This is a genomic window from Rhodophyticola sp. SM2404, from assembly GCF_053570515.1.
Window position 1 is genome coordinate 37,648 of sequence record NZ_JBSEDL010000004.1, and the last position, 26,369, is coordinate 64,016.

The following is a 26,369-nucleotide window of genomic DNA, read 5'->3' on the forward strand; positions in this document are numbered from 1 at the left end:
TTGGCTGGACAGTCGCGTGCGGCTCAGGTCTGCTGGGGGCAACACCGCAGAGGGGAAGTTTACCATGGCCGAACTTGAACGTCGCATTTCACAAGGGCGCGGCGATGCCCCCGCCGATCTGGTTTTGCGCGGCGGGCAGGTCTTTGACCTGATCACAGGTAGCATGATCACGGGCGATGTCGCGATCTGCGGGGATATGATCGTCGGAATTGGCGAGGCCTATGAGGGCGTCGAGACGGTTGATGTCACGGGCCTGACCTTGGTTCCGGGCTTTATTGATACCCATCTGCATGTGGAATCGAGCCTTGTGACACCGTTCGAGTTTGACCGCTGCGTGACCCCGCGCGGCGTGACCACCGCGATTTGTGATCCCCATGAGATCGCCAATGTGATCGGCCCTGACGGTATTCGGTATTTCCAAGCAGCCTCGGAAAGGGTCTTGATGGATATGCGGGTGCAATTATCCTCCTGCGTGCCCTCGACCGATATGGAAACCGCAGGTGCCGAGATCGGCGCGCGTGATCTGGCCGAGTTGATGGGCCACCCTTCAGGCATCGGTCTGGCGGAATTTATGAATTACCCCGGCGTGATCCACCGCGACCCCGAGGCAATGGCCAAGCTGCGCCTGTTCGAGGGGGGGCATATCGACGGGCATTGCCCGATGCTGTCGGGCCGCGACCTCAATGCCTATATCGCTGCAGGCATCCGCACCGAGCATGAGGCAACCAGCGCCGAAGAGGCGCTTGAAAAGCTGCGCAAAGGCATGCGCGTTTTGATCCGCGAAGGCTCGGTTTCCAAGGATTTGCACGCGCTCCAGCCCGTGCTGACAGAGATCACGGCCCCTTATATGTGCCTGTGCACTGATGACAGAAACCCGCTGGATATCGCCGAACATGGCCATCTTGATTACATGATCCGCACCCTGATCAGCCTTGGCTGCGCGCCTTTGGCGGTGTACCGCGCGGCCTCGCTCTCGGCGGCGGAGGCCTTTGGCTTGAAGGATCGCGGGCTGATCGCTCCGGGCAAAAGGGCCGATATCGTGGCGATCGACAGCCTTGAGGGATGCAATGCCGCCAAGGTCTGGGCGGCGGGGCATTTGGTGGATGACGCGGCCTTTGATGCGCGCGATCTTATCGCCCTTGTCGGACGCAATTCGGTCAAAGCTCCGCGCGTGACCGCGTCTGATTTCCGAACCCGCGCCAATCGCCCCGAGACGGATGTCATCGGCATTCTGGAGGGCAAGATCATCACCGAACATCTGCGCGAGGTGATTGAGATCGAGGATGGCGATAAAGCCCCCGATCCAGCGCGCGATCTGGCGCGGATCACCGTTATTGAAAGGCATGGCAAGAACGGCAATATCGCTTCGGGGTTTGTGAAAGGCTTTGGCCTGAAGGCGGGCGCGATTGCCTCGACCGTTTGTCATGACCATCACAATATCGCCTGTGTTGGGGTGGATTACGGCGATATGGCGCTGGCGGCCAACAGGCTTTCCGAGATTGAGGGCGGCTTTGTCGTGGCCTCGGGCGGCAAGGTTCTGGCCGAGTTGTCTTTGCCCGTCGCGGGCCTGATGAGCCTTGAACCTTTCGAGGTGGTCCGCGACGCTTTGGTCGATTTGCGCGCGGCGGCCAAATCCCTTGGCGTGACCTTGGAGGAGCCGTTTTTGCAATTGGCCTTCCTCGCCTTGCCCGTCATTCCCGCTCTCAAGATCACAGATCGGGGAATGGTCGATGTCATGCGATTTGAATTGATCCCTTAACCCCGCCTCAACCCCTCTGCGCTAGCCTTGCCTCATTGGATCGGCTGTTGCGGAGGGTCGCATGCGAAGTCACAGGAATCTCAATTCGCTGCTTCTGTTTTTGGCGCTTGCGATGGTGTTGACCTTGTTGAGCCAGCGTGTGGCTTGGGCTGATCCTGCATCGCTCAGGGCCTGTTTTGTCTCGGTCACGCAAGCCTGCAACACACAATCGGATAATCCCGCAATCTGTATCCATGACGGCCAAACCGCCTGCGAGGCCGAGGCAGGCCCAAGCCCGCCCGATGTCACCCGCGCCATGACGGATTGGTCATCGCCGCCAATCAATTCTGCGCGCGCGGTGGTGCTGGGGTTTCTTTTGGGATTGATCAAGGGGCAGACCAGCCTGCCTTAGGCGCGCGACAGGTGTGATTGCGCTTTGGCTTCTTTCCCTTATGCCTGCACTGGCCTATCTATGTTGGATGGAGGCCCGCTGACATGGTTGCGCAGATCGCTCAAGAAAACTGGATTGACCGCTTTATGGGGCTGTCGCGGCTGGAACCCGCGATCAAATCGCTTCTGGTGGAGCGGTCCAATGTGGTGGATATGCCCGAAGGCTCGGTGATTTTCGGGCCAGGTAAAAGCCCTGAAAACCTGCTTTTGCTGCTGGATGGCACGGTGCGGGTTCAACAAATCTCGGATGCGGGGCGCGAGGTTGTGCTTTACCGCGTGCATGCGGGCGAAAGCTGCGTGCTGACCACCGCCTGCCTTCTGGCCTATGAGGATTATTCGGCCGAGGGCATTGCCGAGACGCCAGTGCGCGCGGTGGCGATCCCGCGCAAGGTTTTTGATGATCTGATCAGCCAATCCGAGGCCTTTCGCAATTTCGTCTTCTCGGCCTATTCCAAGCGGATCACCGACCTGTTCCATGTCATCGACGAGATCGCCTTTCGGCGCATGGATATTCGTTTGGCGCAAAAGCTGCTGGAACTGGAAAAAGACGGGATCGTCAAATCCACACATCAGAAAATGGCCGCCGAGCTTGGAACCGCGCGCGAGGTGATCTCGCGCCAATTGTCGGAATTCCAACGGCGCGATTGGGTCGTGCAAACCCGTGGCCAAATCGAGTTGAAAGACCCTGCTTCGATCAAGAAACTGGCTTTGACCGAGGCGTGATCGGCACATTGTGTGACATCGTCACTGAAAGATTGGCGGCTTTGTCGTAGATACAATCAAACGATGACACCAAAGGACGCGTTTCATGTTGAAAATAAAAGACAAAACTTTGCGACTCACCACAAGTTTCACAAGAGGTATCTGCTGATGGAAACCGTATTCACACCGTTCCAATCGCTTGGCGGCGGGGTCCTGATCGGGCTTGCTGCCGTATTATTGATGCTGAGCTTGGGCCGCATCATGGGGGCCACAGGCATTCTGGCAGGCATCCTTGCGCCAGCTTCTTCTTCGGATTTCACATGGCGGCTGGTCTTGCTGGCAGGCATGGTGGCAGGCCCCGTGGTCGTGCTTTTGGCCACTGGCGCGCTGCCTGAGGTTTCCGTGCCCGTCTCGACACCCGCCTTGATCATTGGCGGCTTGTTGGTGGGTGTCGGCGTGACCTTCGGGGCAGGGTGCACCTCGGGTCATGGCGTATGCGGGATGGCGCGGCTGTCCAAGCGGTCCATCGTGGCCACACTGACTTTCATGTTGACGACAGGGATCACTGTCTTTGTCATTCGCCACGTCATCGGAGGCTGAATTCATGCGTCTTATCTCTATCTTCGCGATTGGTTTGATCTTCGGGATCGGCATCTCCATCTCGGGCATGGCAAACCCCGCCAAAGTTATCAATTTCTTCGATATCGCAGGGTCTTGGGACCCAAGCCTCATGTTCGTTATGGGGGGGGCTTTGATCACCACCTTTATCGGCTATCGCCTTGTTCTGCCGCGCCCCACCGGCCCCATCTTCGAGAGCAAATTCCAATTGCCCACAGCAACGGATCTTGATGCGCGGCTGATCGGTGGCTCGGCCATCTTCGGGATCGGTTGGGGCATCGCGGGCTTTTGCCCCGGTGGTGCGCTGCCAGCGCTTGGCACGGGCCGCTCGGAAGTGTTCATCTTTGTGGCGGCCCTGATCGTCGGCATCTTTGTGGCCCGCGCGGCCAATACCGCCCTGCGCAGCCGCCAAGCCGCCCATTCGTAATATCTGTTAGGAAAAGGAGACGACCATGTCTGATTATCCTGTAAATATGCAGCTTACGCCGCAGGTGACGCCTTTCTTCGATGCCGCCACAAATACGATTTCCTATGTCGTGAAGGACCCGAATTCGACAGCCTGCGCGGTGATCGATAGCGTCATGGATATCGATTATGCGGCGGGTCGGATCACCTATGATAATGCCGATGAGATCATCGCCTATATCAAGGAAAACGGCCTGACACTTGAATGGCTGATCGAGACCCATGTCCATGCCGACCACCTTTCGGCGGCCCCCTATATCCAGCAGGAATTGGGCGGGAAAATCGGCATCGGTGACCAGATCACCGTGGTGCAGGACACCTTCGGCAAGATCTTCAATGAAGGCACCGAATTCCAGCGCGATGGCAGCCAGTTCGACGCCTTGTTCAAGGATGGCGACCGCTACAGCATCGGCGGGATGGAGGCTTTTGTCTTGTATACGCCCGGCCATACGCCTGCCTGCATGACCCATGTGATCGGCGATGCCGCTTTTGTGGGGGACACCTTGTTCATGCCCGATGGTGGCTCGGCCCGCGCCGATTTCCCGGGTGGGGATGCGGGCGTGCTCTACGACTCGATCCAGCGTGTACTGGCCTTGCCCGATGAGATGCGCCTGTTCATGTGCCATGATTACGGCCCCAATGGCCGCGACATCCAGTGGGAGACCACGGTTGGCGAGGAAAAGGCCCATAACATCCATGTGGGGGGCGGAAAGAGCAAAGAGGATTTCGTCAAATTCCGCACGGAACGCGATGCAGGCCTTGATGTGCCCAAGCTGATCATCCCCTCCCTGCAGGTAAATATGCGCGCAGGCGCGGTTCCCACTGATAAGGATGGCCGCCCCATGCTAAAGGTTCCGCTGAACGGGCTCTAGGCCCGTTCAGGCTGCTATTTTTTGGAGACAGGTTATGACGATCAAAATGCTAACCCCCGATTTCGCGGTTTCCCCGCAAATCACCGCTGACGAGATTTCGGCCATCGCGGCGGAGGGGTTCAAATCCATCATCTGCAATCGCCCCGACGAGGAAGAAGCGGGCCAGCCCCAATTCGAAGAGGTGGCAGCAGCCGCCAAGGCCGCAGGGATCGAGATCCGTTATCTGCCCTTCACCTCGGGCGCGATGAGCGCGCAGGATGAAGAAGAATTCGCCGATCTCATGGTGGAATTGCCACGGCCCATTCTGGCCTATTGTCGCTCGGGCGCACGCTCTAGCAATCTGTTTTTGTCCTATCAAGCCAAGGTTTGACAGGGCGGATGACCTGAGCATGGCAGGCGCGAAAACCGCGCCGCCTTTGTGGGAAAGACCCGTCATATGGCCCTGAAACTCGCGCAATATATGCCCGTCCTCGATTGGGGACGGCGCTATGATCGCACTGCCTTTTCAAATGACATGATGGCAGCGGTGATCGTGACGATCATGCTGATCCCGCAATCGCTGGCCTATGCGCTTTTGGCGGGTCTGCCGCCCGAGGCGGGGCTATACGCCTCGATCGCGCCGGTCATCCTTTACGCCATTTTCGGCACCAGCCGTGCCTTGGCAGTGGGGCCTGTTGCGGTTGTTTCCTTAATGACGGCGGCAGCCGTGGGGCAGGTGGCCGAGGCGGGCACCGCAGGCTATGCCATCGCGGCCCTGACCCTTGCGCTGATGTCGGGGGTGATGCTTTTGGCTTTGGGGGTGTTGAAACTTGGGTTTCTCGCCAATTTCCTGAGCCATCCTGTCATTGCGGGTTTCATCACGGCCTCGGGCATCTTGATTGCGGCCAGCCAGCTCAAGCATATCCTCGGGATTGATGCGAGCGGGCATACTCTGGTGGAATTCCTGATTTCATTGGTGGAGCATTTGCCCCAGACGAATTTTGTGACCCTGATCATCGGTGTCACGGCCACGGCTTTCCTGTTTTGGGTGCGCAAGGGGCTCAAACCCTTTCTGATCCAGCGCGGGCTAAGCCCGCGCGCGGCCGAGATTGCCCAAAAAGCAGGCCCTGTGGGGGCGGTTTTTGTGACCACTTTGGCGGTGTGGTTGTTCGGCCTGTCCTCTTGGGCCGATGTGGCGATTGTGGGCGAGGTGCCGCAAAGTCTGCCGCCTTTGACCATGCCCGACCTCTCCTTTGACCTGCTGAGCGCGCTTTTCGTGCCCGCCCTGCTGATCTCGGTGATCGGCTTTGTCGAATCCATCTCGGTCGCGCAAACACTGGCCGCCAAAAAGCGCCAGCGGATCGATCCTGATCAGGAATTGATCGGGCTTGGCATGGCCAATATCGGGGCAGGCTTCACGGGCGGCTATCCTGTGACGGGCGGCTTCGCGCGGTCGGTCGTGAATTTCGATGCAGGCGCCGAGACGCCAGCCGCGGGCGCGTTCACGGCGGTGGGGCTGGCCATTGCCGCCTTGGCGTTGACGCCTTTGGTCTTCTTCCTGCCCAAGGCCACTTTGGCCGCCACCATCATTGTTGCGGTGCTGAGTTTGGTCGATTTCTCGATCCTCAAGAAAACCTGGCGCTATTCTACCGCCGATTTTACGGCCGTCAGCGCCACGATCCTGCTGACCTTGGGGTTCGGCGTGGAAACGGGGGTTTCGGCGGGGGTGATCCTGTCTATCCTGCTGCATCTGTACAAAACCTCGCGCCCGCATGTGGCCGAGGTGGGGCTGGTTCCCGACACGCAGCATTTCCGCAATATCGACCGCCATACCGTCAGAACCGATCCGGGCCTTTTGACGATCCGCATCGACGAGTCGCTCTATTTCGCGAATGCGCGTTTCCTTGAGGATTACGTGCTGGACCGCGTGGTTGAGGATTGCCCGATCAAGCATGTCGTCTTGATGTGCTCGGCGGTGAACGAGATCGACATGTCCGCCCTTGAAACGCTGGAGGCGCTGAATTCGCGGCTCAAGGATATGGGGGTGACGCTGCATCTATCCGAGGTGAAAGGCCCCGTCACCGACAGGCTGGAGCGCACGCATTTCCTTGAGGAGATGACGGGCGAGCTGTTCCTGTCGCAATATGATGCTTGGGTTGCTCTCGCCCATCCCGCGATCAGCACATCCCGCTAGAGAGCCGCACCTGACAACGCAAAGGCTGCATCAAAAAAGCCCCGCGATTGGCGGGGCTTGTTGTGGCGCGTGAGGCCTTGATTACGAGGATTTGCGCCGCAGGCGGATCACGACATCAACCTTGGCCACTTCATAGCCTTCGGGAACTTCGGGAAGGGATTTGATCTCGAACTCGGCGGCGGGCGCGTCGGTCAGGCTGCCGTCATCTTCCATGAAGAAATGCGGGTGGTCATCCATGCGCGTGTCGAAATAGCTGCGGGTGCCATCAACGGTGACTTCCTGCATCAACCCCGCATCGCAAAAGGCGCGCAGGGTATTATAGACGGTTGCCAGCGAAACACGGTCGCCCGCGACCAGCGATGAGGCATGCAAACCTTCTGCTGTTACATGGCGGTTATGGCCATCGCCAACCAGCAAGGTTGCCAGTGACAGGCGTTGCCGTGTGGGTCTGAGATTGGCCTGTGCCAGCCATTTTGTTCCGCGCTCAAGCGCCTGAGGGGTCATCATCTGGGTCATTCCTAGTCGACTACAGTTATTATAGGGCTGTTGGGCCCTGTTTTTCAAATGGAATCCGTTCCCTGCGACGCTGCGGCAGACAGGAGGCCTGCTGCGCTTGCAAGGCTGGGTAGGCAAATGCTAGACGAAAGCGGCAAAAGTTAGATAGCAATGACCAGCAAAAGAACAGGCAGGCCCGAATGACAACATACCCCACCAGCTTTGACAGGGACGATCTTTTGAAATGTGCACGCGGCGAATTATTCGGCCCCGGCAATGCACAGCTTCCCGAGCCGCCCATGTTGATGATGGATCGCATTACCGATATTTCGGGCGATGGGGGCGAGCATGGCAAAGGCCATGTGGTGGCCGAGTTTGATATCAAACCTGATCTGTGGTTCTTCGAGTGCCATTTTCCCGGCAACCCGATCATGCCGGGCTGTCTGGGGCTTGACGGCTTGTGGCAATTGACGGGCTTCAACCTTGGCTGGCGCGGCTGGGAAGGGCGCGGCTATGCGCTTGGTGTCGGTGAAGTAAAGCTGACAGGCATGGTGCGCCCCGAGCGCAAAATGCTGACCTATTACGTCGATTTCACCAAGGCCATTCAAACCCGTCGCCTTACCATGGGTGTGGCCGATGGCAGGGTGGAAGCCGATGGCGAAACCATCTATCTTGTCAAAGAGATGAAAGTCGCTCTATCCGCGACCTGATCGCGGGCGATTAAGAAATAGAATTTATGGAGAGCGCCATGCGCCGAGTGGTTGTCACAGGGTTGGGTATCGTCTCACCCATCGGAAATAACGCAGCCGAGGTCACGGCCAGCCTTAAGGCGGGCAAATCCGGCATCGAAGCTGTGCCTGCCATGGCCGAGCACGGGTTTCGCAGCCAGATCGCGGGCACCCTGAAGATCGATGTGGCCGAGCATGTCGACAAGCGCACCCTGCGCTTCATGGGTCCGGGCGCGGCCTATGCCCATATCGCAATGGCCGAGGCGATTGCCGATGCGGGGCTTGACGAGAGCTTGGTCAGCAATCCGCGCACAGGCGTGATCGCAGGCTCGGGCGGGCCGTCCACCAGCGCGATGTTTGCCGCGCATCAAACAGTTCTCAGCACAGGCGCCACCAAGCGCATCGGCCCATTTGCCGTGCCGAAATGCATGTCCTCGACGGTCTCGGCCAATCTTTCGACGGCCTATAAGATCAAGGGTCTTAACTATTCGATAACCTCTGCCTGCTCTACCTCCTTGCATTGTATCGGGGTGGCGAGTGAGCAGATCATGATGGGCAAGCAGGATGTGATGTTTGCGGGTGGCGGCGAGGAGCTGGATTGGACGCTGTCCTGCCTGTTCGATGCCATGGGTGCGATGTCGTCGAAATATAATGACGCACCTGAGCGCGCGAGCCGCGCCTTTGATGCGGATCGCGACGGGTTCGTGATTGCAGGCGGCGGTGGCATTGTTGTTCTGGAAGATCTGGACCATGCCCTTGCGCGCGGTGCGAAGATCTATGCCGAAGTGACGGGTTTTGCCGCCACATCTGACGGGCATGACATGGTTGCCCCCTCAGGCGAGGGCGGTGAGCGCGCGATGCGCTTGGCGCTGCAGTACCTGCCCGAGGATCGCAAGGTCAGCTATATCAACGCGCATGGCACCTCGACCCCTGTGGGCGATGTCGGTGAGGTTGAGGCGGTGCGCCGTGTCTTTGGCGAGGGCAGCACGCCGCCGATCTCCTCCACCAAATCCATGACAGGCCATAGCCAAGGTGCCACTGGCGCGCAGGAGGCGATCTATTGCCTGTTGATGCTGGAGCATGATTTCATCGCGCCCTCGATCAATGTCGAGTCGCTCGATCCCGCCCTTAATCCTGAAGAGATCGCAACCTCGCTGGTCGAGGGGGCAGGGCTTGATACCGTCATGACGAATTCTTTCGGCTTTGGAGGCACAAATGGCTCCATGCTTCTTTCAAAATATAACGGGTAATCAATTTTATGGCTGATTTGATGAAGGGCAAGCGCGGATTGGTCATGGGCGTTGCCAATGAACGATCCATCGCTTGGGGTATTGCAAAAGCCCTGCATAACGAGGGGGCGGAGCTGGCCTTTTCATATCAGGGTGAGGCATTTGGCAAACGGGTTGAGCCGCTGGCGGCCTCGCTTGGATCCACCTTGATGGTGGATGTGGATGTGATGGATGATGCCTCGATGGAGGCCTGTTTTGACAAGCTGAAGACCGAATGGGGCGGGCTGGATTTTGTGGTTCATGCCATCGCTTTTTCGGACAAGAACGAATTGACGGGGCGTTTCATCAATACCTCGCGCGATAATTTCCGCAATTCCCTGACCATCAGTTGTTACTCGTTCATTGATGTGGCCAAGCGCGCCTCGGAATTGATGCCTGAGGGCGGCACATTGCTGACCTTGAGCTATCAGGGATCGAACCGCGTCACACCGTTTTACAATGTGATGGGTGTGGCCAAAGCGGCGCTGGAAAGTGCGGTGCGTTATTTGGCCAATGATCTGGGGCCACAAGGCATTCGGGTGAATGCCATCAGCCCTGGCCCGATGAAGACACTGGCAGGGGCCGCGATCGGCGGCGCGCGCAAGACCTTCAAGACCACCGAGGCCAACGCGCCGTTGCGCCGCAATGCCTCGCTTGAGGCGATTGGCGGCACGGCTGTTTATCTTGCCTCGGATTATGGTGCGGATACCACGGGTGAGATCATCACGGTTGATGGCGGCTATCATGTTTTGGCCATGGCACAGCCTGAAAATCTCTGATTGATCACATTTTCCTAAAATTAAGGCCGCCCGAGGGGGCGGCCTTTTTTCGCCTTCGGCGATCGTATTTTTGGAAAGATGAAGATCAGCCGATCGAGACCAGTTCCACCGCGAAGGTCAGGTCTTTTCCCGCCAGAGGGTGGTTTGCATCAAGCGTGACTTCTTCCTCGGTGACAGCTGTCACTGTGACGCCCATGGTTTGGCCGTCAGGGGTTTGGACTTGAAGCTCGGTGCCCAGATCAAGCGGGATATCGGCAGGGATCGCCTCGCGCGGGACGTTCTGGATCGCCTCGGCATGATGGGGGCCGTAAGCCTCATCGGCGGGGATTGTGACGGTTTTCTTTTCACCGACGCTCATGCCGTCAAGCGCTGCATCAAGCCCCGCGATGATCTGGCCCGAGCCCAATTCGAAGGTCAGCGGATCGCGGCCTTCAGAGCTGTCAAAGGTTGCGCCATCGGCCAAAGTGCCAGTGTAGTGAATGGATAGGGTATCGCCCGCTTTTGCTTGCGCCATGATGAACCTCAAAAATGTTGGAGGGGTGGATTTGGCGCGGGACCGCAGGTCATTCAGATTTGCAACATGTCACAGCGCGTTGGATTCGGGACAAGATATGGGTCTGGGGCCATGAGGGAAACCCCCGTTTTCCGATCCGAATTGTAGCAGGCATATCTCTGTGCCACTCTCACCCCAGAATGAGGGAGAGTCGCGTGGCCAAAATCACAACCTGTATCTTTGATGCCTATGGAACTTTGTTTGATGTCAATGCAGCCGCACGTGCGGTGGCCGCCTCGGGCGCGCATGAGGGCTTTGCCACGATATGGCCCGCGGTTTCGGCCCATTGGCGCAGCAAGCAACTGGAATACACATGGTTGCGCAGCCTGATGGGGGCGCATGTGGATTTCTGGCAGATCACGCAGGATGGCTTGGATTGGGCGCTTGAGGCCAATGCCTGCGAGGGCCCCGAATTGCGCGAGGCTTTGCTAAGTGTTTACTGGACCCTGCCGTCTTTTCCTGAAGTGCCTGTGATGCTTGAGAGCCTGAAACAGGCGGGGTTCCAAACGGGAATTCTGTCCAATGGCTCCTTGGATATGCTGGCAGGCGCGGTGACCTCTGCGGGGGTGGGGGCGCAATTGGATGCGGTTTTGAGTGTGGATGAGGTCGGCATCTTCAAGCCGCGCGCCGAAGTTTATGATCTTGTGGGCCAGCATTTCGGCTGTGCGCGCGATGAGGTGTTGTTTGTGTCCTCCAATGGATGGGACGCGGCGGGGGCGGCGCATTACGGGTTTCGCACGCTTTGGGTGAACCGTATGGGCCAGCCTCAAGACCGCTTGGGCGTCTCGGCCGATGCCGAGGTCAAGACGCTCGTGGATGTGCCGCAGATCGCGCAAACGGGGGTGTAATGGCCTATGTCACCACCCCTGATGGATTGCGCCTTGGCTATGATGACCACGGTGCGGGGGTGGCTTTGCTTTGTCTTCCGGGCCTGACGCGGAACAGGGATGATTTTTTGCCTTTGCTGGAGGCGTTCAAGACACGCGCGCGGATCATCCGGATGGATTTTCGCGGGCGGGGCAGTTCGGATTTCGCGCCTGACCCGATGAGCTATACCGTCGCCCAAGAAGCGCAGGATGTGCTGGCTTTGCTGGATCACCTTGGGCTGGACCGCGTGGCCATTCTTGGCACATCGCGCGGGGGATTGGTGGCGATGATGCTGGCGGCCATGGCACCTACACGCCTGCTCGGGGTTTGCCTGAATGATATTGGCCCCGAGATCATGGCTGAGGGGTTGGCCGTAATCATGACCTATATCGGACGCGCGCCCACCTATCGCAGCTATGCCGAGGCCGCCGCTGATATGCCTGCGCGCAACCCTGCCTTTCGTGATGTGCCGCCTGAGCGATGGGAGGCCCATGTGCGTGCGCTGTGGCGCGAAGACGGGGGGCAGTTGCATTTGCGATATGATCCGAGACTGCGCGATGCGGTTGAAGCAGGGTTTGATCCGGAAGCCAGCCCGCCTGATCTTTGGCCGCTTTTTGACGGGCTGAAGGGGCTGCCCGTGGCCCTGTTGCGCGGGGGGCAGTCGAATATCCTGTCGCGCGAGACGGCGGATAAAATGCGCGCCCGCAGGCCCGATATGCGCTTTGCGGAATTGCCGGATCGTGGCCATGTGCCTTTCCTTGATGAGCCGAAATCCGTTCATCTTATCAATGCTTTCCTAGGGGATATTGAATGAGTGATATTGCTATGATCGAGGCCGCCGCCGACCGTTTCAGCGCTGTCGGGCGGATCACGCCTTTATTATCCTCGCCTTTTCTGGACGAGATCGCGCGGCGGCGGGTTTTTGTGAAGGCGGAGGTCCTCCAGCATACGGGCAGCTTCAAGTTTCGCGGGGCATGGTCGGCCATCTCTGCCCTTGCGCCCGAGACCCGCGCCAAGGGGGTGCTGGCCTTTTCCTCGGGCAATCACGCGCAAGGCATTGCGCGGGCGGCGCAGCTTCATGGGGTGCCTGCCACCATCATCATGCCCAAGGATGCGCCCGCGCTTAAAATTGCCAATACCCGCGCGCTTGGGGCCGAGGTCGTGCTCTATGACCGTAAGGGCGGTGAGGATCGCAATGTGATTGGCGAGCGTTTGCGCCTTGCGCGTGGCCTGACCTTGATCAAACCTTTTGACGAGCCGCAGGTGATCGCGGGGCAGGGCACTTGCGGCTTGGAGATTGCCGCGCAAGCCACTGAGCTTGGGATTACGCAGGCCAGTGTTCTGACCTGTTGCGGCGGCGGTGGATTGACGGCGGGGATTGCGATTGCGCTTGAGGCCAAAGCCCCTGCCATGGTGGTGCGCCCTGTGGAGCCTGAGGGGTTTGATGATGCGGCGCGGTCGCTGGCCTCGGGCGAGATTCGCCGCAATACGGGGCCGGAGTCTGGGTTTTGTGATGCCATCCTCACCCCTGCGCCAGGCGAGATCACCTTTCCTATCATGCAAAGATTATGCGGGGCGGGCATCGTGGTAACCGAGGCGCAAACCCGCAAGGCGATGCGTGAGGCGTTTTTGCGTCTCAAAATCGTGCTTGAACCCGGGGGTGCGGTGGCTTTGGCGGCGGCACTTTATCATGGGGATAAGCTGGAGCATGACGCGGTGATTGCCACAGCCTCGGGCGGCAATGTCGATGCGGCGCTTTTTGCGCAGGTCTTGGGCGAAGGCGGTTAAGCCTCTTTCGCTTGGCCTGCTTGCGCCGCGGTCACCGTGAAAATGACCAAGGACGCGCCCATCAAAACCGTGGCGACAAGGAAGGGCGCGCCTGGCAGAAACAAGCTGGCCCCGTCGCGGGTGAACCAGAAAAAGGCCTGCGTCATCACCAATGGCGAGATGATCATCGACAGCGCCGCGATCGAGGATAAAACGCCCTGCAATTCGCCCTGTTGGTCATTGCCTGCCGCGCGCGACATGAAGGATTGCATCGCTGGTGCCACCACTGCGCCAAGCGCCGAGATCGGGATCAGGAACCAGATGATCCAGCCTGCGCTGGCAAATCCGAAAGCAACGAGGGAGACGATATTCAAGGCCAGCCCGTATTGGATGGCCCGCATCTCTCCTAGGGTTTTCATGATCGGGCTGATCAACACGCCTTGGGTGATGGCCATTGCCACGCCATAGGCCGTTAGCGACAGGCCGACCATGCGCACATCCCAATCAAAGGCGGCTTGGGTGTAATAGGCCCAGATTGCGGGATAGACATAATTGGAAATCTGATAGGCCAGCATAACCACCAGCAACCATTTCACGCCAGGCAATTTGCCTATTTGCTGCAGGCCGCCCAAAGGGTTGGCGCGTTTCCATTGAAAGGGGCGGCGGTTTTCATCGGCAAGGGTTTCGGGCACGAGGAACCACCCTAGCAACAGGTTCGCCCCTGCAATGCAGGCGGCCGCAATAAAGGGCGCGCGCAGGTCGAACCCGCCCAAGAACCCGCCAATGATCGGCCCCAGAACAAAGCCCACGCCAAACCCCGCCGAGATCAGCCCGAAGTTTTTCGCGCGTTTCTCGGGCGCGGAGATATCGGCCATATAGGCCAGCGCCGTGGATTGGGTTGAGGCCGCGCCACCCGCGATCAGGCGGCCCAGAAGAAGCAGCCAGATCGAGTCTGCAAATGCCAGCACGATGTAATCCAGCATCATCACAAAGAGCGAGAGCAGCAAGACAGGCCTGCGCCCGAAACGGTCCGACAGATTGCCGACAACGGGCGAGAACAGGAATTGCATCACCGCATAACTCGCCGCCAGAACACCGCCCCAAAGGGCCGCATCCGACAGGCTTGCGCCCTGCACATCCTCAATCAGGTCGGGCATCACGGGCAGGATCAAACCGATCCCGATCGAATTGATGACAACAGTGATAAGGATGAAAACAGTTGGTAAATTATGGCGCATGGTGGCCGATCTACTCAAAACAGGAATAACAATTCCTCAAGCTTTAGTGTGGCTGAGGGCCTTTGTCACGTCATCCGCAAAGCCGCGCGCCTCTGCGGGGGCTTGGCCCAACAGGGCTGTGATCGGGGCCTGTGCTGCATCGGCAATCTCGGGATGGGCCTCGGCCACCAGATCGGGCAGGGCGCGCCCTGTCTCCTGCGCGGTTTTGCACAGGGCTTTGATGGCGGCTTGGGCCTCGGGGCGGGGCATATGGGCGGCAAGGGCAAAGCTTAGCCCTTCGGCGCGGATCAGCCCCAGCGGGTCTGCCAGCCGCGCGGCCATTGCATCGGTATCGGGGGTCATGCCTTGGGCCAACTCGGCGCTGATTGCCGCCGATTTGGCGGCGGCCATCACCAAAGGCGGCAGAGACAACCATTCGGTGAACCAAGCCGCCCCATCGCGCGCCTCGGCATGCAGGGCCGCGCCTTGCATCACATGCGCCATCGCTTGGCCATGACGGGCCAAAGCCACAAGGGCGGATGCCGCGACTGGGTTTTGTTTCTGCGGCATGGTCGAGGAGCCACCCGCCTTGGGCAACCGCAATTCGGCCAGTTCGGATCGGGTCAGAAGGATCAGATCAGTGCCCATTTTGCCCAAACTGCCCAATAGGCCTGACAGAAGGCTTGCAAATTCCGCCATGCTATCCCGCTCGGCATGCCAGCTATGGCCCGGGTCACGCAGCCCGAGCGCTTTGGCCAATTCCGCGCGCAGGGCAGGGGTTTGCGCGCCCCAGACAGCGCTTGTACCTGCCGCGCCCGAAAGGGAGAGGGTGAAAAATTCCTCCGAGAGGGTGTTCAGCCGTGCTTTGTGGCGCAGCAAGGGCCGCCCCCACGCGGCAACCAATGCACCAAACGCGCTTGGGGCCGCGATCTGACCATAGCTGCGCGCGGCCATGGACGTGTCGGCATGGGTTCGGGCCAGCGCGGCCAAGCCGCTTAATATGTCATCCAAACGAGCCTCGATCAGGGATGTGGCTTGGCGCAGGCGCAGCATCAAAGCGGTGTCGATAATATCTTGCGAGGTCGCGCCCCAATGCAGATAGGCCGCGTGATCAGGGGCCTCCATCGCCTTGCGAAACGCGGCGACGAGGGCGGGCACAGGCACGCCGTTCTGCCCTGTTTCCTGCGCCAAGCCTGACGGATCGATCTGCACCTCCATCGAGGCGCGATGGATTGCTTTGGCGGCGGTCTCGGGGATCATTCCAAGCGCGCCTTGGGCTTTGGCCAGCGCCCCTTCCACGATCATCATCGCGCGGATCTCGGCGCTATCGGTAAAGAGTTTCGCCACATCCCGATCTGTGAAGAGATCACGGTAAATCGCTGAATCAAAAGCGCTAATACTCATATCTTTGCCTCTATATGGCCGATCTTGGATAGAAACTCGGTCAGGCAGGCAGCATAGAGCGCGGGCTGCTCGACACAAGGCAGATGGCCCACGCCACGGAAGAGTTTGAAATCGGAGGCGGGGATCATATCGGCCATTTCGCGCATCAGATCAGGCGGAGTAGAGCCATCCTGATCGCCCGTGATCACCAATGTGGGCAGGCGCAACGCGGCTGTGGTTGTGAAGAAATCGGTTCCTGCGATGGCTGCTGCGCAGCCGATATAGCCCTCGGGTGGCATGCTCTCCAACAGATCGCGCCAAGGCGCATGCCGCCCCTCAGAGCGGAATTGTTTGGAAAATGAGCGCTCCATCACTGTGTCCGACAGGGTTTTGACCCCGCCTGCGCGCACCGCGTCAATACGGTCTTCCCACATAGCGCGGGTGCCGATCTTGGGCGCGGTATTCGACAGAACCAAAGCGCGCACCAGATCAAGCCGCTTGGCGGCCAGACCTTGGGCAACCATCCCCCCGATCGACAGGCCCACAAAGACGCAATCCCTGACCTCCAACGCCTCCAGCACGGTTTCGGCGTCACGGATCAAGGCACCCATGGAATAGGGTGCTGCGGGGCAATCGGACAGGCCATGGCCACGAGTATCATAGCGGATCAGCCGCAGCCCGTCTGGCATCAAGGGAATAATCCCGTCCCATAGCCGCATATCTGTTCCGAGCGAGTTTGAGAACACCACGGGCGCGCCTGCAGGGTCTCCGTCTTCGCGGATGTGAAGGCTCACGCCAGTTGAAGTGGTCACATGGGGCAAGGGGGCACTCGAAAGGTGGCGGGTTCGGCCCCGTTTTCAACCAAAAGCGCGCGCGCTGCAATGGTGGACCCGTTGGACATGCCACTGGCGGGGCCAGCGATCAGGGCGTTTTGTGCTTAACGCTCGGTCTCATGAGCGTAACGCAGGCGCGCAATCTCTTCGTTTTGTTCGAATTTCTTCTGTTTATGCAGGTCATCTTCGACATAGCTCAGATGCGTGCTGATCGCCTCTCGTGCGGCAATCGGGTCGCGTGACTGGATCGCCTCATTGATCGCGCGGTGATGATCCAACAGCAAATCGCGCGTGGTGCGCTGTTTGAACATAACCGAGCGGTTATAGAACACGCCCTCGCGCAGCAAATCAAACATCGATCGCATCATATGCAGCATGATCACATTATGGCTGGCCTCAATGATCGCCATATGGAATTGCGCATCCAGTTCCGCCTCATCGGCAGGGTTGCGCTTGGTATGGGCGGCTTCCATTTTTTTGAAAATCGTGTCGATCACGCGAAGATCGGTGTCCGAGCCAAGCACGGCGGCGCGTTCGGCGGCCAGTGCCTCCATATCGCGGCGAAAGGCGACATAGTCGAAGACAGCCTCGGAATGATTGGCGAATAGCTTGGTCAAAGCAGGCGAGAAGGCCGAGCCCAAAACATCGGCCACATAGATGCCAGCGCCTGCCCGTGTGGATAACAAGCCGCGCTCATGCAATTCGGCCACAGCCTCGCGCAAGGACGGACGCGAGACGCCAAGCCGTTCGCTAAGTTCCCGCTCGGAGGGCAAACGTTCCCCCGGGCGCAGAATGCCACGCAGGATCAATTGCTCGATCTGGCGCACAACCGAATGCGAGAGCTTTTCCGCCTCGATACGCTGAAATGGCATGGTATCCTCCCCGTATTGGTCAAATCATATGACCACGGGGGCAGTTAGTCTAGGCCGCACCACTTAGGCGCGGCCTGAAACCTCTGGGGCTGTGCCGTTTATGCGGTAGGGCGGATAATGATCTCGACCCTGCGATTTTGCTGGCGGCCTGTTTCGGTCAGGTTATCTGCAATCGGTTCCTGCTCGCCGCGGCCAAAGCTGCGCACGCGCCAAGGATCAACCCCTGCTTCGAGCAAAACACCCGCAACCGAGGAAGAGCGCCGCGCCGAGAGGTCTTGGTTATAGGAGGCCGAGCCCGTGTTATCGGTATGGCCGATCACATCCACAGTGCTATCGGGATATTGCTGCAGGTTATTGGCAAGCGCCCTGATATCAGCCTGAAGGCTGGGGCGGATCGCGGCGCTGTCGACATCGAACAAAATGCCCTCGGGCATGGTGACGATCAGCTCTTCGCCCGTATTGTTGATCTGGATCTGGTCATTGCTGAGCGAGCCGCGCAAATCTGCGGCCTGACGGTCCAGCACATTGCCGACAATGCCACCCACGGCTGCGCCCGCTGCCGCACCCAACACGGCATTGCGCCCACGGTTGTCATCATTGCTGACCGCCCCGAGGAAGCCGCCAAGCATGCCCCCTACGATGGCTCCATCGCGGGTGCGGTTGGCATTTGGGTCCGTATTGGTTGGCACACAAGCGCCCAATCCAAGGGCCGCGATCGCAAGCAGCGCGGCTGCGCGGTGAGTGATATTCATAGGTTAAACCCTTTCCCGATAGGTATCTGCTTTGGTTGAATCCAAAGCTTTGTCTGCAGGTGATATAACACCACAGGCGGGTTTGCTCATCTATAAAAGGTTTAAATGGCGGATTATTGCCGCTTTTGTGAAGGGCGCGGCAGGAGCGACAGCGGCCAGATCAAGCGCTTTGCCTGTGGTCCTCGCCCGCGCTTTCCCAAGCCAGCATTGCGCGTTTGACAGGCAGACCCCAATGATACCCCCCAAGCGCGCCCGATTTGCGCAAGGCGCGGTGACAAGGGATCAGGAAGCTGACCGGATTGCGCCCCACAGCCGTGCCAACCGCCCGCACGGCCTTCGGTTTGCCCACGGCCTGCGCGATATCGGAATAGGTCGAGACATGGCCCGACGGGATTTGCAACAGCGCCTCCCAGACCTTGATCTGGAAAGGTGCTCCGATCATGTGAAGCTGGGTATGCCCGCGCAACCCGAATGCGGCCTCGACCCAAGGTGTGATCGCTGAGGCGTCTTCGATGTAATCCGCCTCGGGCCAGCGCGCCTCTAGATCGTCAAAGGCCGCCTGCCGCCCCGTCTCGGAGGTGAAGGCCAAACCGCACAACCCGCGCTCGGTCCCCATCGCAAGGGCCTCGCCAAAGGGGCTGTCAAACCAGCCAAAACGGATGGAAAGCCCTGCACCCTTTCGGGCAAATTCGCCGGGGCTCATCGCCTCCCAAGTCACAAAAAGATCATGCAACCGGCCCGAGCCTGACAGGCCCGTCTCGGCGACCGTGTCGATCATGCTATGACGCTCGGCCAACAGCTGTTTGGCATGATCCAGCGTCAGATACTGGCCATATCGCTTGGGCGATACCCCCACCCAACGCGAAAACACGCGTTGCAAATGCGCAGGGCTCATCTGCAAGTGCGCGGCCAGCGCCTCCAGCGACAAAGCGGGCTCGGCACCATCGATGATATCGATGGCGCGGCGGATGACATTGAAATGATAGCTCTGGTCGCCTGTGTCGGTCATGGCTCTCTCCTTACCTGTCCCAACCTATTGAGGCCTGCTTGCAATGACGACCCGAAACTTGCGCCTTCAGACTTGCCCGCACAGGCAGGGCAGGCCAAAAGGGGCGTCATGGCAAAGCAACTCGATTATCATACGATCCACGAGATATTTTCGCGCTTTCAGGCCGCCGAGGCGGAACCCGAGGGCGAATTGAACCATGTGAATGTCTACACCCTCTTGGTGGCCGTGGCGCTTTCCGCGCAGGCCACGGATGCGGGCGTGAACAAGGCAACGGCCGAGCTGTTCAAGATTGCCGACACCCCCCAGAAAATGCTGGATTTGGGCGAAGAGGGGCTGATCCAGCATATCAAGACCATTGGGCTGTTTCGCAATAAGGCCAAAAACGTCATCAAGATGAGCCGCATCCTTGTTGAGGAGTATGGCGGCGAGGTCCCTTCCAGCCGCGCAGCACTTCAATCCCTGCCGGGGGTGGGGCGCAAGACGGCCAATGTCGTATTGAACATGTGGTGGCGTCAGCCCGCACAAGCCGTGGATACCCATATTTTCCGTCTGGGAAATCGCGCAGGCATCGCGCCTGGCCGTGATGTTGATGCGGTCGAGCGCGCCATTGAAGATAATATTCCCGCTGAATTCCAGCTTCACGCGCATCACTGGATGATCCTGCATGGACGCTATATCTGCGTGGCGCGCAAACCAAAATGCGGAGCCTGTATCATCCGCGATCTTTGCCAATTTGAGGATAAAACTGAATGACACACCCCTATGATCTGGTCGGCATCGGCAATGCGATTGTCGATGTTATATCGCAAGGCGATGACAGCTTTCTCGACAATATGGGCATCACCAAGGGCATCATGCAATTGATCGAGCGTGACCGCGCGGAGCTGCTCTATGGGGCGATGTCGGATCGGGTACAAACGGCAGGTGGCTCGGTGGCCAACACCATCGCGGGGGCAGGGACCTTGGGGCTGAAGACGGCTTTCCTTGGCAAGGTCAAGGATGACGCGCTTGGCCGTTTCTATGCCCAAGGCATGGAGAGCGAAGGCACCGATTTCCCGAATGCACCCGTGGCAGGGGATATCCCGCCCACATCGCGCTCGATGATCTTCGTCTCGCCCGATGGGGAGCGGTCCATGAATACCTATCTCGGGGCAGGCGCGGATTTCAGCGAAGCGGATGTCGACCCACAAGTGGCAGGCAATGCGCGCTGGTTGTTCCTTGAAGGGTATCTCTATGACAAGGATGAGGGCAAAGCGGCCTTCACAGCAGCGGCCAAACATTGCCGCGCGGGCGGGGGCAAGACAGGTATTACGTTGTCGGACCCATTTTGTGTCGACCGCCACCGCGCCGATTTCCTGACCTTGATCAAGGATGAGATGGATTTCGTCTTGGGCAATGAGGAAGAATGGCTCTCTATGTATCAATCCGAAAATCTGGATGACGCACTTGGTCAGGCCGCGGCGGTTTGTGAAATTGTGGTCTGCACCCGCTCTGGCGATCCAGTTGTCCTGATCAGGGGCGAGGAGCGCGTGGAGGTCCCTGTTGAGCGGATCACCCCCGTCGATGCCACGGGCGCAGGCGACCAATTCGCGGCGGGTTTCCTATATGGTATGGCGACAGATCGTGATCTGGAAACCGCAGGCAAAATGGGCGTCGCGGCCGCTGCGGAAGTGATCCGCCATATGGGTCCACGCCCCAAGCGTTCTTTGACTGAAATCTTCAAAGATGCGGGCCTTCCAACATCGTGATAGGGTAGCGACTTCGTATTTAAAGAAAGATGAAGGATGGGAGCGCGCCTCTCCTTCATCTTTCCAAAAATACGAAGGCCGCAGGCCAATTGTGGGAGAGGGCCTTTAATGGCCCTGTTCCGCAAACCCCTCAATCGCCGAGCTTGGCATGCACCTCATCAAGATCGATCTCACCGATCGGCATCTTGTTGGAGGGGTCTTCAAAATCATATTTGAAGAGCTGGAAATCTTTCTTGTAGATTTCATAGACCAGATGCATCGACAGATCATCGAAATAATCCTCGACCGGATGGGCGCGTTTGGGCCCATGCCCCTCAGATTCATTGAAACGGGGGACATCGGCCAAGCTTACCGGTTTTTGTGTCTCGATGCTGTCGAGCACGGATTGCATGCCGTCATTGAACTTTTCAGTCCAAAAGATGTTGTCATAACGACCGCCATTCACAATGAAGGTCGAGACATGGCCTGACATCGCGGACCAATGAATATCGGGGTCCATCGGGCGGCGCCAGCGGATGGTGTCGCGCGCAAAAAGAAGAAAGCGGCGGAAGCTCTGGATCTGGTCAAACTCGCCCTTACCATCATCGCCGCCAACTTCGATGCCGTATTTCTGGATCAAGAGCGGCACAAGGTTCCCACGATAGCGGTTTCCATTGCGCTGGATGCCGCAGATCTTGTCGAAAAAGGAGGACAGGATGCGGGTATAGGGGTTGCGAACGCAGGTGAAGGCGTAGGATTTATGCGTGGTCACATTCGACGTGATTTTGGGCTGGGCGGCTTCTTGTGCCCATTTATACATGCCCGATGTGGCATCATGGATGTCGCCATCGAAAAATTCACCATTGTCAGAGTAATACATAATCTGACCAATCGTCGAGCAGGCGCATTTCGGCACCACGCGATATACTACGCTCTCGCTCTCGGTCATCCAGGTTCCAGGAAACCCCATGCTCGAGCAACCTCCATTTATACATCTTCCCGCGTCTATAGCGCGTCTGCTGGTGGTCAAAAAGCAAAGAACTGGGCTTTATTCAAGATCAGTTAGCGATTATGCCTCAAGATTAGCAAAAGATTGAGGCGACCTGTTCCGAAATGGCAAAAATTGCCTTTATTCTCCTGTGTCACAAAAACCCTGAAGGGATCATCCGTCAGGCGATACGCCTAACGGCGGGTGGCGATTTTGTCTCAATCCATTTCGATGCGCGGGCCAATCCCGCGCATTATGCGCAGCTCACCCAAGAGCTTGGCAGCAATCCCGGTGTGGTTTTTGCCAAGAAGCGGATCAAATGCGGCTGGGGGGAGTGGAGCTTGGTCCAAGCGACCTTGAGCGCGCTTGAGACCGCCGAGGAGGCCTTTCCACAGGCCACGCATTTCTACATGCTCTCGGGCGATTGCGTGCCGATCAAATCGGGTGATTTCGCCCGCGACATGCTTGACGCAAATGATATCGACTATATCGAGAGCTTTGATTTTTTCGCCTCAGATTGGATCAAGGTTGGCATCAAGCGCGAGCGGTTGGTCTATCGTCATTTTTTCAATGAGCGTAACACCAAATGGCTGTTCTATCTGTCGATGAATTTGCAGAAACGATTGGGTGTTGAGCGCAAAATTCCATCGGACCTTCAGATACAGATCGGCAGCCAATGGTGGTGTTTGCGTCGCCGCACCGTGGAAAAAGTGTTGGAGTTTTGCCGCGAGCGGCCTGATGTGATCCGGTTTTTCCGCCGCACTTGGATCCCTGATGAAACCTTTTTCCAGACACTGGTGCGCCATTTGGTGGCCGATAAGGAAATCGAGTCGCGCACGCTGACCTTCCTTGTCTTCTCGGATTACGGGATGCCTGTTACCTTTTATAATGACCATTATGACCTGCTCTTGAGCCAGGACTACCTTTTCGCACGGAAAATCAGCCCTGAGGCGCATTTTTTGGCCGAACGTCTGGGGGCGCTTTGGGCGTCTGGCCGCAAGGATTTCGCGATCTCGGGCGGGGGGCGCAAGCTTTATAATTTCATGCGCGAGCGCGGCCGCGTAGGGCGCCGTTTTGCCACGCGGTTCTGGGAACAAGAGGCCTCTTTCGGGCAGGAACGCCAGCTTTTGATGGTGGTGTGCAAAAAATGGCATGTCGCCAAACGGTTGATGCATTCAGCCTCACAGCATGCGGGCATCCATGGTGTGGAATATCTCTTTGATGAGGATGATTGCGGCATTCCCCATTTGGGCGGGCTGGAGCGCACATTGGAGAAGCGCAACCGCCACCGCCGCGCGCTGGTGCGTATGTTGTTTGACTATTACCAGACCGACCGCCTGATGATTTGTCTTGATCCCAATAATATCAACCTGATGCGCGATTTCAGCGCTGATCGGACCAGTGCCAAAATCCTCGAATTGCAATGCGATTTTGATGATGACTATCTCAAAGGCCATGCCTATCGCGTGGGCCTTGCCTCGCCTGATACCTCGGAAGAGTTGATGGAGAAAATGCTGCCGACCCTGCGCTATGAGTTCGAGTTCGAGACGGTGCGCATCCGCAATGCCGAGTTCGAGAACCATTACCGCGTGCGGCAAGGCAAGGAAGAATGGGAAAATGCAGCCGTTTTGAGGGATTTCTTCGCGATTGGGCCCGATGCGGCCCGCACGATTGCGCAAACGCCTTACCTCTTCGATGATTGATGGGAAAAACACCGATGGCCTATATCTATGACGATCAGAATATCTTCGCCAAAATCCTGCGCGGGGAAATTCCCAATCAAACAGTTCTCGAGACGGAGCATACTCTGGCCTTCAACGATATCGGCCCGCAAGCGCCGATCCATGTTCTGGTCATCCCCAAAGGGAAATATGTGACCTATGACCATTTCGCGGCTGAGGCCTCAGATGCGGAGATCGTTGATTTCCATCGCGCTTTTGCGAAAATCTGCGCCGATCTTGGCGTTGAACCGGGGCAAGGCGGGGCAGGGTTTCGGGCGATCAGCAATGCAGGCGCGGATGCGGTGCAAGAGATTCCGCATTTCCACATGCATATCTTGGCTGGCAGGCCTTTGGGGCGGATGCTCGAAAAAGGCTAAGGCGCTTTGAACAATTGGCCCGGTGCAGACGAGGCTGCGCGTTGGCCCGTTTCGCGCAGCATATGCCAAGCCAAAACCTGATTGCTGGAGTGAACGGGCAGACCCAATTGCGCCTCCAATGGTGCGATTGCCGCGAGCGTGCGCAGGTTTGTGCAGGATAAAAACAGCGCATCAATGCCGCCCGTTTGGGCCAAAGATTCCGCCGCGGTCATGATGGATTGCGTGTCGATGCGCACAACGCGGGCCTCTTCGGCGACATCGAAGCTGCCAAAGACGGGCGTGTCTATGCCCTCATCCGCCAAGACATCCTGCAGGCGCTGCGATACCTGCGCGATATAGGGCGAGAGCATGCCCAATCGGGTCACGCCCAGATGACGACAGGCCGCGACTAGCGCGGTTAATGGGTTGGTGACCGCTTTGGTCTGCGTGGCCCCTTTGATGAGCTCTGCCACCCGCGCGGGCCCGATCTGGGCCGAGCCTGAGGTGCATCCATAGCCGACGGCTTCAAATTTGGCTGCTTGCGGGAAAAGGCTTGCGGCCTGTCCCAGATGCCCCTCCATCGCGGCAAGTGTTTCCGAGGTGACCTGCTGCGATGAAGGCACGCGGCTGACGAATAGCTCGATCTCGGGCGGCACAAGCGCGCGGAAATCCATCTCTATGGTTTCGTCGCTTTGCAACACAACAAGCCCAAGCTGTGCTGCGCGCGTGGCCTCAAGGTTATGGGGGAAGGGTGCTGTCATATCACGATCATCTCCGCTTCGGCGGGTTGGGAAAGCCATTCTGCACCGCTTTCGCGGATCACGATGTTTTCTTCATGCACCATGATCTGGCCTTGCGATAGGGTGATCGAAGGCTCCAGCGTCAGCACCATTCCCGCCTGTAAGGACGAATGATCATCAGGAATGAGCGAAACCCCTTCGGTCAATTGCATGCCCAACCCATGGCCGAAACGCCCCGCCTCAGCCCCGCTTTGGCCACCCGTTAACACGCGGTCCATGGCGTGAAACAGATCGGCGGGGGTGGCACCGATGCGGGCTGCTTCAAAGCCTGCTTGGGTGGCTTCGATCAATGTAGCATGGGCGATTTGCGTCTCGGGCTGTGGCGGGCCAATGGAGAAATTCCTGTCGAAATCGCAGAAATATCCGTTCCGCACGAGGCCCGTATCCAGCATCAAGACATCGCCGCGCGCCAGTGGCTGATCCGAGGCGGGCGAGATCACATCGCCATACCCCCCTTGCCCCGCGCCACCCGCAAGATAGGCAACCCAATCGGCCCCTTCTTCTAGGCAGAGGATCTGGAAGCGGCGAAACACATCGCTGAGAGGCACACCTGAGCCCGCAATCTCGGGGACCCGCGAAAAGGCGCGCGTGGCTATCGCGCAAGCCGTTCGAATGGCCTCGATCTCGGCTTCGGATTTCACGGCGCGCAGGCGCTGCATGATCCCATCATCTTGCGTGAAGTGATGGTTGGGCAGGCTTGCGCAAAGCTGCTGCCAGCCTGCCAGCGGCATGCGCAGATGGGTTTCCAGCCCGCTTGGCACGCCGATTTTCGAGGCGGGCGGGGCAAGCTCGGCGCAGGCCTCGGCCAAAAGCGATACGCCATCATCCTCGTAATTCGGGGCGGCCCATGTCCTGATATCGGTGATCCAGCTTTGCCCCATCAGATGCGCCCCGATGGAGGGGATCACCGCAACAGGATCACCGCTTGCAGGGACAAGCAAAAACCACGGACGTGTCGGGCTTTCCCAAAAACGGGTCAGAAAACCTGTGAAATACCGGATATCGGGTTCCGTGGTCAGCAAAAGGGCGGCAAGGCCGGTGCGCGCCATCTCGGTTTGCGCCGCGTGTAATCGGGTGCGATATTCGCGGGTGTCGAAAACGGGGCTCATCTGGGGTCTCTGGCGCAAGGGGGCTTTGGATGGATGCTGCACCATTTATGCGGGTCTGGGCAGGGCAAATCCGACATATTCGGGCAAAGCAGCGCTGCCTGCGGCCCGCGTTCCGTGTCTGAGCGAC

At 58.5% G+C, this 26,369-nt stretch carries 29 protein-coding genes; 18 read left to right on the forward strand and 11 right to left on the reverse strand.

Going from position 1 to position 26,369, the window contains the following annotated elements; translation table 11 throughout:
• Positions 1-64: 64 nt before the first annotated feature.
• The 8 genes from ade to ACTYEO_RS07215 all read left to right on the forward strand — a co-directional run bounded on the left by ade (position 65) and on the right by ACTYEO_RS07215 (position 7,018).
• The gene (ade, locus tag ACTYEO_RS07180; RefSeq protein ID WP_449323046.1) at positions 65-1,759 is read left to right on the forward strand and encodes an adenine deaminase; all 1,695 of its coding nucleotides are present in this window, start codon (positions 65-67) and stop codon (positions 1,757-1,759) included.
• A gap of 61 nt (positions 1,760-1,820) precedes the next feature.
• Positions 1,821-2,150 carry a hypothetical protein gene (locus ACTYEO_RS07185; RefSeq protein ID WP_449323047.1) on the forward strand — a complete coding sequence of 110 codons (330 nt, stop codon included), beginning with the start codon at positions 1,821-1,823 and terminating at the stop codon, positions 2,148-2,150.
• 83 nt (positions 2,151-2,233) lie between these two features.
• Positions 2,234-2,911: a Crp/Fnr family transcriptional regulator gene (locus ACTYEO_RS07190; protein WP_449323048.1), complete on the forward strand. Its 678-nt coding sequence runs from the start codon at positions 2,234-2,236 to the stop codon at positions 2,909-2,911.
• A gap of 144 nt (positions 2,912-3,055) precedes the next feature.
• Positions 3,056-3,490, forward strand: coding sequence for a YeeE/YedE family protein (locus ACTYEO_RS07195; protein ID WP_449323341.1), 435 nt, complete (start codon positions 3,056-3,058; stop codon positions 3,488-3,490).
• A gap of 4 nt (positions 3,491-3,494) precedes the next feature.
• Positions 3,495-3,935 (forward strand): DUF6691 family protein, encoded by a 441-nt coding sequence (locus ACTYEO_RS07200; RefSeq protein WP_449323049.1) that lies wholly within the window; start codon positions 3,495-3,497, stop codon positions 3,933-3,935.
• A 25-nt stretch (positions 3,936-3,960) separates the two neighbouring features.
• Positions 3,961-4,845 (forward strand): MBL fold metallo-hydrolase, encoded by an 885-nt coding sequence (locus ACTYEO_RS07205; protein ID WP_449323050.1) that lies wholly within the window; start codon positions 3,961-3,963, stop codon positions 4,843-4,845.
• Positions 4,846-4,879: 34 nt separating this feature from the next.
• The gene (locus ACTYEO_RS07210) at positions 4,880-5,215 is read left to right on the forward strand and encodes a TIGR01244 family sulfur transferase (RefSeq protein WP_449323051.1); all 336 of its coding nucleotides are present in this window, start codon (positions 4,880-4,882) and stop codon (positions 5,213-5,215) included.
• Positions 5,216-5,281: 66 nt separating this feature from the next.
• Entirely contained in the window at positions 5,282-7,018 is a 1,737-nt protein-coding gene (locus ACTYEO_RS07215) for a SulP family inorganic anion transporter (RefSeq protein WP_449323052.1), read from the forward strand.
• Between the two features lie 81 nt (positions 7,019-7,099).
• Here the strand turns inward: ACTYEO_RS07215 and irrA are convergent, their stop codons facing one another.
• Positions 7,100-7,522 (reverse strand): iron response transcriptional regulator IrrA, encoded by a 423-nt coding sequence (irrA, locus tag ACTYEO_RS07220; protein WP_449323342.1) that lies wholly within the window; start codon positions 7,520-7,522, stop codon positions 7,100-7,102.
• A gap of 191 nt (positions 7,523-7,713) precedes the next feature.
• Here irrA and fabA point away from each other — a divergent pair, with 191 nt between their 5' ends.
• The 3 genes from fabA to ACTYEO_RS07235 are packed head-to-tail and all read left to right on the forward strand — an operon-like array spanning position 7,714 to position 10,288.
• Complete coding sequence (fabA, locus tag ACTYEO_RS07225; RefSeq protein WP_449323053.1) at positions 7,714-8,223, forward strand: bifunctional 3-hydroxydecanoyl-ACP dehydratase/trans-2-decenoyl-ACP isomerase; 510 nt, start codon at positions 7,714-7,716, stop codon at positions 8,221-8,223.
• A gap of 38 nt (positions 8,224-8,261) precedes the next feature.
• Entirely contained in the window at positions 8,262-9,491 is a 1,230-nt protein-coding gene (gene fabB, locus ACTYEO_RS07230; RefSeq protein ID WP_449323054.1) for a beta-ketoacyl-ACP synthase I, read from the forward strand.
• 8 nt (positions 9,492-9,499) lie between these two features.
• Positions 9,500-10,288: an enoyl-ACP reductase FabI gene (locus tag ACTYEO_RS07235; protein ID WP_449323055.1), complete on the forward strand. Its 789-nt coding sequence runs from the start codon at positions 9,500-9,502 to the stop codon at positions 10,286-10,288.
• 85 nt (positions 10,289-10,373) lie between these two features.
• On the opposite strand, the gene ACTYEO_RS07240 is transcribed toward ACTYEO_RS07235, so the two are convergent.
• Positions 10,374-10,802: an FKBP-type peptidyl-prolyl cis-trans isomerase gene (locus tag ACTYEO_RS07240; RefSeq protein WP_449323056.1), complete on the reverse strand. Its 429-nt coding sequence runs from the start codon at positions 10,800-10,802 to the stop codon at positions 10,374-10,376.
• 179 nt (positions 10,803-10,981) lie between these two features.
• Between ACTYEO_RS07240 and ACTYEO_RS07245 the strand changes: the two genes are divergently transcribed.
• The 3 genes from ACTYEO_RS07245 to ACTYEO_RS07255 are packed head-to-tail and all read left to right on the forward strand — an operon-like array spanning position 10,982 to position 13,496.
• Positions 10,982-11,689 (forward strand): haloacid dehalogenase type II, encoded by a 708-nt coding sequence (locus ACTYEO_RS07245; RefSeq protein WP_449323057.1) that lies wholly within the window; start codon positions 10,982-10,984, stop codon positions 11,687-11,689.
• Complete coding sequence (locus tag ACTYEO_RS07250) at positions 11,689-12,522, forward strand: alpha/beta fold hydrolase (protein ID WP_449323058.1); 834 nt, start codon at positions 11,689-11,691, stop codon at positions 12,520-12,522. The genes ACTYEO_RS07245 and ACTYEO_RS07250 overlap by 1 nt, the downstream gene beginning before the upstream one ends.
• Positions 12,519-13,496 (forward strand): threonine ammonia-lyase, encoded by a 978-nt coding sequence (locus ACTYEO_RS07255; RefSeq protein WP_449323059.1) that lies wholly within the window; start codon positions 12,519-12,521, stop codon positions 13,494-13,496. The genes ACTYEO_RS07250 and ACTYEO_RS07255 overlap by 4 nt, the downstream gene beginning before the upstream one ends.
• On the opposite strand, the gene ACTYEO_RS07260 is transcribed toward ACTYEO_RS07255, so the two are convergent.
• The 6 genes from ACTYEO_RS07260 to ACTYEO_RS07285 form a co-directional block, all read right to left on the reverse strand.
• Entirely contained in the window at positions 13,493-14,713 is a 1,221-nt protein-coding gene (locus ACTYEO_RS07260) for a TCR/Tet family MFS transporter (RefSeq protein WP_449323060.1), read from the reverse strand. The genes ACTYEO_RS07255 and ACTYEO_RS07260 overlap by 4 nt on opposite strands.
• A gap of 36 nt (positions 14,714-14,749) precedes the next feature.
• Entirely contained in the window at positions 14,750-16,096 is a 1,347-nt protein-coding gene (locus ACTYEO_RS07265; RefSeq protein ID WP_449323061.1) for a lyase family protein, read from the reverse strand.
• On the reverse strand, positions 16,093-16,869 hold the full coding sequence (gene pcaD, locus ACTYEO_RS07270; RefSeq protein ID WP_449323062.1) for a 3-oxoadipate enol-lactonase: 777 nt from the start codon (positions 16,867-16,869) through the stop codon (positions 16,093-16,095). Before pcaD ends, ACTYEO_RS07265 begins: the two co-directional genes overlap by 4 nt.
• Positions 16,870-17,012: 143 nt before the next feature.
• Entirely contained in the window at positions 17,013-17,780 is a 768-nt protein-coding gene (locus ACTYEO_RS07275; protein ID WP_449323063.1) for an FCD domain-containing protein, read from the reverse strand.
• A gap of 98 nt (positions 17,781-17,878) precedes the next feature.
• Complete coding sequence (locus ACTYEO_RS07280) at positions 17,879-18,532, reverse strand: OmpA family protein (RefSeq protein WP_449323064.1); 654 nt, start codon at positions 18,530-18,532, stop codon at positions 17,879-17,881.
• 160 nt (positions 18,533-18,692) lie between these two features.
• A complete protein-coding gene (locus tag ACTYEO_RS07285) occupies positions 18,693-19,541 on the reverse strand; it encodes a methylated-DNA--[protein]-cysteine S-methyltransferase (RefSeq protein WP_449323065.1) in 849 nt (282 codons plus the stop codon).
• A gap of 108 nt (positions 19,542-19,649) precedes the next feature.
• Here ACTYEO_RS07285 and nth point away from each other — a divergent pair, with 108 nt between their 5' ends.
• Both nth and ACTYEO_RS07295 read left to right on the forward strand, forming a co-directional pair.
• Positions 19,650-20,294: an endonuclease III gene (gene nth / locus ACTYEO_RS07290; RefSeq protein WP_449323066.1), complete on the forward strand. Its 645-nt coding sequence runs from the start codon at positions 19,650-19,652 to the stop codon at positions 20,292-20,294.
• Positions 20,291-21,289: an adenosine kinase gene (locus ACTYEO_RS07295; RefSeq protein WP_449323067.1), complete on the forward strand. Its 999-nt coding sequence runs from the start codon at positions 20,291-20,293 to the stop codon at positions 21,287-21,289. The genes nth and ACTYEO_RS07295 overlap by 4 nt, the downstream gene beginning before the upstream one ends.
• Positions 21,290-21,419: 130 nt before the next feature.
• Here ACTYEO_RS07295 and ACTYEO_RS07300 read toward each other — a convergent pair whose 3' ends face one another.
• A complete protein-coding gene (locus ACTYEO_RS07300; protein ID WP_449323068.1) occupies positions 21,420-22,238 on the reverse strand; it encodes a sulfotransferase family protein in 819 nt (272 codons plus the stop codon).
• 143 nt (positions 22,239-22,381) lie between these two features.
• Here ACTYEO_RS07300 and ACTYEO_RS07305 point away from each other — a divergent pair, with 143 nt between their 5' ends.
• Together ACTYEO_RS07305 and ACTYEO_RS07310 are read left to right on the forward strand one after the other, a co-directional pair.
• Positions 22,382-23,959, forward strand: coding sequence for a DUF5928 domain-containing protein (locus ACTYEO_RS07305; protein WP_449323069.1), 1,578 nt, complete (start codon positions 22,382-22,384; stop codon positions 23,957-23,959).
• A 14-nt stretch (positions 23,960-23,973) separates the two neighbouring features.
• On the forward strand, positions 23,974-24,354 hold the full coding sequence (locus ACTYEO_RS07310; protein ID WP_449323343.1) for an HIT domain-containing protein: 381 nt from the start codon (positions 23,974-23,976) through the stop codon (positions 24,352-24,354).
• Here ACTYEO_RS07310 and ACTYEO_RS07315 read toward each other — a convergent pair.
• Complete coding sequence (locus tag ACTYEO_RS07315; protein WP_449323070.1) at positions 24,351-25,094, reverse strand: maleate cis-trans isomerase family protein; 744 nt, start codon at positions 25,092-25,094, stop codon at positions 24,351-24,353. The genes ACTYEO_RS07310 and ACTYEO_RS07315 overlap by 4 nt on opposite strands.
• Positions 25,091-26,287, reverse strand: a complete 1,197-nt coding sequence (locus tag ACTYEO_RS07320; protein WP_449323071.1) for a M24 family metallopeptidase — start codon at positions 26,285-26,287, stop codon at positions 25,091-25,093. Before ACTYEO_RS07320 ends, ACTYEO_RS07315 begins: the two co-directional genes overlap by 4 nt.
• Positions 26,288-26,369: the final 82 nt, after the last annotated feature.